This is a genomic window from Streptomyces pathocidini, assembly GCF_001418495.1.
In the GTDB taxonomy this organism is placed as follows: Bacteria; Actinomycetota; Actinomycetes; order Streptomycetales; family Streptomycetaceae; genus Streptomyces; species Streptomyces pathocidini.
Map to the genome: position 1 here is coordinate 1 of NZ_LIQY01000133.1, position 8,135 is coordinate 8,135.

Consider the following 8,135-nt stretch of genomic DNA (forward strand, 5'->3'; position numbering starts at 1 on the left):
CGTCGCCCGCGCCGCCAAGGAGAAGGCCAGGGCCCAGGCCGACGTGCTGGTCACCCTGCCGCCCTTCATCCAGCGGGCCGCCCGCGACGGCCTGTTGACCCCCTACAAGGTGCCGGGCAGTGAGAAGGTCCAGGGCACCGACCCCGAGGGCCGCTACGTGCCCGTGGTGAACAACTACCTCAACTTCATCCACAACCCGAGCTCCGCCAAGCCCGCGCCGCGCACTTACGAGGACCTGCTCGACCCGCGCTTCAAGGGCAAGCTCCAGTACTCCACCCCCGGCCAGGCGGGCGACGGCACGGCCGTGCTGATCCAGNNGCTGGGCAAGGACGGCGCGCTGGACTACCTCAAGAAGCTCCAGGCCAACAACGTCGGCCCGTCCTCCTCCACCGGCAAGCTCCAGCCGAAGGTCAGCAAGGGCGAACTGCACGTGGCCAACGGCGATCTACAGATGAACCTGGCCTCGATCGAGAACGAGGGCGCCGGCTTCGAGGTCTTCTTCCCCGCCGACGCCAAGGGCAAGCGCTCCACGTTCGCCATCCCGTACACCATGGGCCTGGTCAACGGCGCCCCCAACGCCGAGGGCGGCAAGAAGCTCATGGCGTACCTGCTCTCGCAGGAGGCGCAGGCCACCGTCACCGAGGAGGCGTACGGGCTGCCCGCGCGCTCGGACGTGAAGGCGGGCGGCGCGACCCGCGCGAAGATCGACAAGCTGCTGGCCGGGGTCGAGGTCTGGTCCCCGGACTGGCAGCAGCTGCTGACCGAGCTGGACGCCGACATCGCCGCCTACAACCGGGCCGTCGGGAGCTGAGCGCCGTGATCCGCTTCGACTCGGTGAGTGTCACCTACGGGGCCACCACCGCCCTGTGCGACTTCACGCTGGAGGTGGCCCGCGGCGAGACCGTCGCGCTGCTGGGCCCCTCCGGCTCCGGCAAGTCGACCGCGCTCAAGGCCGTGGCCGGGTTCGTCCGGCCCTCCTCCGGCCGGGTGCTGCTCGACGGGCGGGACGTCACGGACGAGCCGCCGCACCGGCGCGGCATCGGCGTGGTCGTCCAGAACTACGCGCTCTTCCCGCACATGCGGGTCTTCGACAATGTGGCCTTCGGGCTGCGCGCCCGGCGGCTACCGCGCGCGGAGATCGCGGAGCGGGTCGGCGAGGTGCTGGCGATGGTCGGCATGGACGGCTACCGCGACCGGATGCCGGGCCAGCTTTCGGGCGGCCAGCAGCAACGGGTCGCGATCGCCCGCGCGTTGGCGATCCGGCCACCCGTCCTGCTGCTGGACGAGCCGCTGTCCGCGCTGGACGCGGGGCTGCGCCAGGAGCTGCTGGGCGAGTTGCAGGCGCTGCGCCGCGAACTGCCCGACGTGGCGATCCTGTACGTGACGCACGACCAGAACGAGGCGCTCGCGCTGGCCGACCGGATCGCGATCATGCGGGACGCGGCGCTGGTCGACGCGGACACCTCGGACGCGCTGTACCGGCGCCCGCCGAGCGCGTTCACGGCCGCCTTCCTGGGCGGCGCGAACCTGCTGCCGGGCACCGTGCTGTCCGCCGGCCCGGCGGGAGTACGGGTACGAGCGGGCGGCCGCGAGATCACGGCAGCCGGGCCGGTGGCCTCGGGACCGGCCGCCTCGCCCTCGGCCGGCGAGCCGGCCCTGGTCTGTGTACGCCCGCACGCCTTGCGCACCGCCCCGCACGACGCCCCGGACGCGCTGCCGGGCGTGCTGACGGGTACGCAGTGGCGGGGCGCCTCGTACCGGCTGACCGTGCGCCTGGACGACGGCCCCGAGTCGGTCGTCGCCGACGTGCCCACCCTGGAGGGAACTCCCGCCCCCGGCGGGCGGATCGGCCTCCGGGTGGACGAAGCGGTCCTGGTGCCTGTGCCCGGGGACTCGCCGCCCGCGGTCCCCGCGTCGAGGGATTCGGCACCTGGAGCCCCCGTACCGGACCCAGCGCCTGGCGCCCCCGCGCCCGCGGCCCCCGCGGCCGGGGACTCGGCATCCGGGGAGGCCGCATGACCGCCGCGGCCACCGCGGCGCCGCGCGCCGCGCGCTTCCGGCTGCTCCGCCCCGGCTCCGGCGGCGCATGGTGGGTGCTGCCGCCACTGCTGGTCGTCGGGGGCGCGTTCCTCTACCCGCTGGCGCTGGTCGTCCAGCAGTCCTTCGTCTCCGAGCGCGGCGAGGCCGGCCTCGAGGTGTGGCGGACGGTCGTCACCTCGGCGGCGTTTGGCGAGGCCCTGCTGCGTACGGTGTCGATCGCGGCCACCGCCACGGCCGGCTGCCTGGTCGTGGGCACGTTCCTGGCCGTTGTGCTGGCCTTCGTGCCCTTCCCCGGGGCGCGGCTGGTCTCGCGGCTCGTCGACACCGTGCTCGCGTTCCCCTCGTTCCTGATCGCGCTGGCCTTCACGTTCCTCTACGGGAGCGCGGGCGTGGTCAACTCGGCGCTGACCGGCCTCACGGGCTCTTCGGCCCCGCCGCTGGACTTCATCTACTCCCCCACCGGCCTGGTCCTCGCCGAGATCACCTTCTACACCCCGTTCGTCATGCGCCCGCTGCTCGCGGCGTTCTCCCAAGTGCCGCGCGCCCAGCTGGAGGTGGCGGCCAGCCTCGGCGCCCGCCCCGGCCGCGTGCTGCGCCAGGTGCTGCTGCCGGAGGCGCTGCCCGCGCTGGCGGCGGGCGGCAGCCTGACGCTGCTGCTGACGCTCAACGAGTTCGGGCTCGTGCTGTTCATCGGAGCCAAGGACGTGATCACCCTGCCGATGCTCGTCTACACCCAGGGCATCGTGACCTTCCACTACCCGCAGGCCTGCGTGGTCGCGGTCGTCCAGGTCGCGCTCTCCCTCGCGCTGTACGGGCTCTACCGCCTGGCCCACGCGCGGATGAGCGGCCGTACGGGAGGTGCGCGATGAGCGGCATCCAAGGTGGCGGGCTCGTCTGGTCGCGTTCGGGACGCCTCGGTGTCTGGGCGGCGTTCGCCGTGGTGTTCGTGCCGGTGATCCTGGCGCCGCTGGCCGTCGTCGTGCTCGCCGCGTTCGCCGGTTCCTGGAACGGGGTGCTGCCCGGTTCGCTGACCGGCCGCCACCTCGAACAGGCCCTGTCGGGCGAGCAGTTGGCGAGCCTGTCGGTGAGCGTGCAGACGGGGCTGCTCTCCGGGCTGACCGCGGTGGCGGTCGGCGGCTGGGCCGCGGTGGCGGTACGCGGTGCGCCACCCGCGCTGCGGCGGCTCACCGACGCCGTACTGCACCTGCCGATCGCGGTCTCCTCGGTGGTGATCGGGCTCGGCCTGCTCGTCGCGTTCGGTACGTCGCCGCTGCTCGCGGGGACGATGGGGATGGTCGTCATCGCGCACGTGGTGCTCGTGCTGGCCTTCGCCCACAGCACGGTCTCCGCCGCGCTCGACCGCCTCGACCCGGCGTACGCGCTGGTGGCGGGCAGCCTCGGCGCGACCCCCGCGCGGGTGCTGTGGCGCATCCGGCTGCCGCTGCTGACACCGGCGCTGTCGGCGGCCGGGAGCCTGTCGATCGCCCTGTCCATGGGCGAGGTCGGCGCCACGATCATGGTGTATCCGGCCAGTTGGCGGACGCTGCCGGTGTCGGTCTTCGCGCTCACCGACCGCGGCCGGGTGTTCCTGGCGGCGGCCGAGACTCTCGTACTGCTCGCGGCGACGCTGCTGTTGCTGCTGGCGCTGGGGCGGATGCGGACGAGGGCGGCGAAGTGACCCGGGACGTTCCTTCGGTATCGGTGGAGGCCCTGACAGCGCCCCCGGGCGTTCCCCTGGCGCCGGTGGACGCCCCGACAGCGACCCCTGGCACTCCCCTCACGTCAGTGGACGCCCCGACAGCGACCCCTGGCACTCCCCTCACGTCAGTGGACGCCCTGATGGCGCTGCTCGCCGACTGCGCGGGCGTCTGGGACACCCCGGACCGCTCCGGCGACCCGGTGGACATCCTCGACCACGGCCTCCAGGTCGCGGCCGTCCTGGCCGAGCACCACCCCGAGGACGAGGAGCTCCAGGTCGCGGGCCTGGTCCACGACATCGGCCACCACCTCGTACCGGGCGACGAGTCCGGCCACGGCGAGCACGCGGCCGCGGCGGTGGCGGGGCTGCTCGGGGAGCGGGTGGCGCGGCTGGTGGCGCTGCACATCGACGCCAAGCGGTATCTGGCCGCCGCGGACCCCGCGCACGCCCTCTCCCCGGAGAGCGCTCGCACCCTGTCGTGCCAGGGCGGCCCGATGTCCCCGGCCGAACGCGCCGCCTTCGAAGCCGACCCCCACTTCACCGCGGCCCTCGCCCTACGCCGCGCGGACGACGCGGGCAAGGTCGTGGGGCTGGCCGTCCCGGGCCTGGAACGGTGGCGCCTGGCAGTGGAACGGGTGGTGAACGCGGCCGCCCCCGGCCGTAGCGGACTCGGCGGTAGCGGACTCGGCCGTCCCCAGCCGTAGCGCCGACCGCGGCCGGCATCCCGGGCCACGCTCATGCACCAGGGCCGGACGGTCGCCCGACATGGCCATGTCGCCGCGGCCACCCGCCACCCCGGCGGGAGCGCGAGCGCTCAGTGGTGCACCCCGGACCGCGCCCGGGGCCCGGCCCGGGGAACCAGACCGCTCGAGCGCCTGAGGGCACCGGGCGGACCGGGCCGATTCGGCTCATCGCCCTGCGGACCGGGCTCGCACGGCGACCCCGGGCGGGGCGGCCGCGCCACGAAGTCGGCTATCCGGGCCGGACTGCCGACCGTCATGACCGTATGGCGATACGGGCATGACAGCGGGCCGTGGGCCCCGTTACCTTCGAGGGATGCCCCGCCGTCCCCGCCGCTCCCGGAGACCCCGTTGACGCCCTCGCCGCAGCCCTCGCCGCAGTCCTCGTCGCAGTCGAAAACCGAACACCGCTCCGGCCTCGCCTACGGCATCACCGCGTACGGGCTCTGGGGCCTCTTCCCGCTCTACTGGCCGCTGCTGGAACCGGCCTCGGCGACCGAGATCCTCGCGCACCGCATGCTGTGGTCGCTCGTGGCCGTCGTCCTCGTCCTGCTCGTGCTGCGGCGCTGGGCATGGCTCGGGCCGCTGCTGCGCCAGCCCCGGCGGCTCGGGCTGATAGCCCTCGCCGCGACCGTCATCTCGGTCAACTGGGGCCTCTACATCTGGGGCGTGAACTCCGGGCACGTGGTCGAGACCTCGCTCGGGTACTTCATCAACCCGCTGGTCAGCATCGCCTTCGGCGTCCTGCTGCTGCGCGAGCGGCTGCGGCCCGCGCAATGGTCGGCGGTGGCGGTCGGCACGGTGGCGGTGGTCATCCTGGCCGTCGGATACGGGCGCGTGCCCTGGATCGCGCTCACCCTCGCGTTCTCCTTCGCGATCTACGGCCTGATCAAGAAGCGGGTCGGCCTCGACGGCCTGGAGTCGCTCGCGGCGGAGACGACGGTTCAGTTCCTGCCGGCGCTCGGCTTCCTGCTCTTCCTGAGCTCCCGCGGCGAGAACTCCTTCGCCACAGAGGGCACCGGGCACGCCCTGCTGCTCGCCAGCTGCGGTCTGGCGACCGCGGTGCCGCTGATCTGCTTCGGGGGCGCGGCGGTGCGGCTGCCGCTGTCGACCATCGGACTGCTCCAGTACCTGGCGCCCACCTTCCAGTTCATCCTCGGCCTCGTCGCCTTCCACGAGGCGATGCCGCCGGAGCGGTGGGCGGGTTTCGTCCTGGTCTGGCTGGCCCTGGCGATCCTCACCTGGGACGCCCTCCACACGGCCCGCCGCTCCCGCAGGGCCCTCGCGGCGGCACGCAACGAGGCGAGGGCATCGGACAAGCCGAAGCCCACGCCAGAGTCGGAGTCGAAGCCTGAGTCGGAGTCGGAGTCGTCACCGGCGTAAGCCCTGCGGACGGCGGATCGCGTCGCGGAGTACGGCCGTCGGCAACGGCGAGTTCGCCACCGCAGGACCGCGCCATCGTGGCGCGATTCGGCACCACCGGCCCCCCTCCGCTCGCTATGCGGAGAAGTCTGTCCGGAATCCTCCCTTGACGGCGCGCAGCCCTGACCCTGAGCATCATGTTCGCGTCAAGAAATGCGAAAGCGCTCCAGTCGCGCCCTGCGGTGGCCCAGCCGCAGGGCGCCCCGTTCCTTCCGCGCAAGTCCCGTCGGAATACGGAGCCTTCATGCCGTCACGCACCCCCCACACCCCGCCCCCGTACCGGAGTTCGTGGTTCCGCAGAGCGGCCACGGCGGTCGCGGTCCTCGCGACCGCGATCGGCACGGCCGGAGCCGCGCCCGGCGCGATCGCCGCGCCCGCGCCCGCCGCACCCACGGCCGCCCACCCCGCGGCGGTCGCCGCAGCGCCCGACATCCCGGTCGCCAACGTCAAGGCGCACCTCGCCCAGCTCCAGTCCCTCGCCACTGCCAACAGCGGCAACCGCGCCCACGGCCGCCCCGGCTACAAGGCCTCGCTCGACTACGTGAAGGCCAAGCTGGACGCGGCCGGATTCACCACCTCCGTCCAGCAGTTCACCGCGGGCGGCGCCACCGGCTACAACCTCGTCGCCGACTGGCCCGGCGGCAACGCCGGCCAGATCCTCATGACCGGTGCCCACCTCGACTCCGTCACCTCGGGCCCCGGCATCAACGACAACGGCTCCGGCTCCTCGGCCGTACTCGAAACCGCGCTCGCCGTCGCCCGCGAGGGCCTCAAACCCGCCAAGCACCTGCGGTTCGCCTGGTGGGGCGCCGAGGAGCTCGGCCTCATCGGCTCACGCAACTACGTCAACGCCCTGCCCACCGCCGAGCGTTCGAAGATCACCGGCTATCTCAACTTCGACATGGTCGGCTCGCCGAACCCCGGCTACTTCGTCTACGACGACAACCCCGCCCTCGAAGCCGTCTTCAAGGACTGGTTCGCGGCCAAGGGCGTCGCCACCGAGATCGAGACCGAGGGCGACGGGCGCTCGGACCACGCCTCATTCAAGAACGCCGGCATCGCGGTGGGCGGCCTGTTCACCGGCGCGGGCCGCACCAAGACCTCGGCCCAGGCCCAGAAGTGGGGCGGTACGGCGGGCCAGGCGTTCGACCGCTGCTACCACTCGTCCTGCGACACGACCTCGAACATCAACGACACCGCCTTGGACCGCAACAGCGACGCGATCGCCCACGCGGTGTGGACCCTGTCGGCGAACTGACCGGCCACCGGAGCACCGACCACCCCCGGGCAGCAGTTGCCGGGGGTGGCGGCGGCCGTTGCCGGGGGTGGCGGCGGCAGCGGGGGCCGCGACGGCCGGGGAATCGCCGCAGCCGGAGCGCTATTCCGCCTTCGCCGCGGCCTCGTCGGCAGCCTTCACCAGGGCCGACTTGTCGACCGCGCCGACGTAGACCGCACCGTCGTCGGTCAGCAGCGCGTTGACCAGGCGGGTGCTGAAGATCCGGCCGGAGCCGAACTTCCCGGTGGCCTTCTCGGTCAGGCTGTCCAGGAACTTCCCCGCCTGGGAGGGGAGTTCCCCGCTGTGGGCAGCGGCGGAACCGCGCCCGGACGGGGCCTTCAGCTGAACGACGGTGGCCCAGCCCTCGCCAAAGGCCCGGGCGGCGCCGCCGGACCTGTTCCCGGCCTCGGCCCCACCCCCGGCCCCGGTCCCGGCCTTGGCATCAGCTCCAGCTCCAGCTCCAGAGAGTCCGGGCAGCAGGCCTGCCAGCCCATCCGCCGCCTTCTCCCGCGCCCCGGTCCCGTGCTCGTCCTGCTTGTCCTGCTCGCGCTGCTCGGTGACCTCGGCGCCCTTCGGCGGGGTGAACGTGAAGGTCCTCGTGTCCGGCTCGGCGAAGTCCACCGAGGTGAAGCCCGCGTCCAGGATCGGCTTGCCACCGGACTTCGGCGACAGCGTGACCTTCAGCGGTACGCCGTGCCGCGCGTCCACGGCGATCCGGACCGAACCGACCGTGGAATGCGCCTGCTTGGGCTCGACCAGCAGCTGGTACGCGTCCCGCCCGGCGACCTTCGTCGTACCGTCGACCGTCACGGCAGTCGTGTCGTCCACGGCGTCCAGCACGCGCCGGGCCAGCTCCTGCGGGGAGGCGGCGGCGGGGCCGGTGTGCCGCTCCCCGCGCTCCCCCGCCTTCTCCCCCTCCGGGGAGGTCGCGTGGTACGCGGCGCCGGTGGCCGAGTCG

The 8,135-nt window shown here is 73.4% G+C and carries 8 protein-coding genes and 1 pseudogene; 8 read left to right on the plus strand and 1 reads right to left on the minus strand.

Translation table 11 applies throughout. The annotated features are described in order from the left end of the window. From AOK16_RS28065 to AOK16_RS08340, 8 genes and pseudogenes are all read left to right on the plus strand, one after another. The coding region (locus AOK16_RS28065; RefSeq protein WP_240483451.1) for an ABC transporter substrate-binding protein at positions 1-316 on the plus strand (316 nt) is incomplete at both ends. Positions 317-318: 2 nt separating this feature from the next. Further along, positions 319-811 (plus strand): annotated as a pseudogene (locus AOK16_RS28070) (extracellular solute-binding protein); the annotation flags it as partial. Continuing rightward, positions 808-2,019, plus strand: a complete 1,212-nt coding sequence (locus AOK16_RS08315) for an ABC transporter ATP-binding protein (RefSeq protein ID WP_079101181.1) — start codon at positions 808-810, stop codon at positions 2,017-2,019. The pseudogene AOK16_RS28070 and the gene AOK16_RS08315, both read left to right, overlap by 4 nt. After that, positions 2,016-2,909: a 2-aminoethylphosphonate ABC transporter permease subunit gene (locus AOK16_RS08320; protein WP_055471595.1), complete on the plus strand. Its 894-nt coding sequence runs from the start codon at positions 2,016-2,018 to the stop codon at positions 2,907-2,909. Before AOK16_RS08315 ends, AOK16_RS08320 begins: the two co-directional genes overlap by 4 nt. Further along, entirely contained in the window at positions 2,906-3,718 is an 813-nt protein-coding gene (locus AOK16_RS08325) for an ABC transporter permease (RefSeq protein WP_055471596.1), read from the plus strand. The genes AOK16_RS08320 and AOK16_RS08325 overlap by 4 nt, the downstream gene beginning before the upstream one ends. Positions 3,719-3,867: 149 nt before the next feature. Then, positions 3,868-4,443, plus strand: coding sequence for an HD domain-containing protein (locus AOK16_RS08330; RefSeq protein ID WP_240483452.1), 576 nt, complete (start codon positions 3,868-3,870; stop codon positions 4,441-4,443). Between the two features lie 387 nt (positions 4,444-4,830). Continuing rightward, a complete protein-coding gene (rarD, locus tag AOK16_RS08335; protein ID WP_055471598.1) occupies positions 4,831-5,862 on the plus strand; it encodes an EamA family transporter RarD in 1,032 nt (343 codons plus the stop codon). A 283-nt stretch (positions 5,863-6,145) separates the two neighbouring features. Then, positions 6,146-7,159 carry a M28 family metallopeptidase gene (locus AOK16_RS08340; RefSeq protein WP_055471599.1) on the plus strand — a complete coding sequence of 338 codons (1,014 nt, stop codon included), beginning with the start codon at positions 6,146-6,148 and terminating at the stop codon, positions 7,157-7,159. A gap of 120 nt (positions 7,160-7,279) precedes the next feature. Here AOK16_RS08340 and AOK16_RS08345 read toward each other — a convergent pair. Then, a partial coding sequence (locus AOK16_RS08345) for a LolA family protein (protein ID WP_420865371.1) occupies positions 7,280-8,135 on the minus strand: 856 nt, incomplete at its 5' end.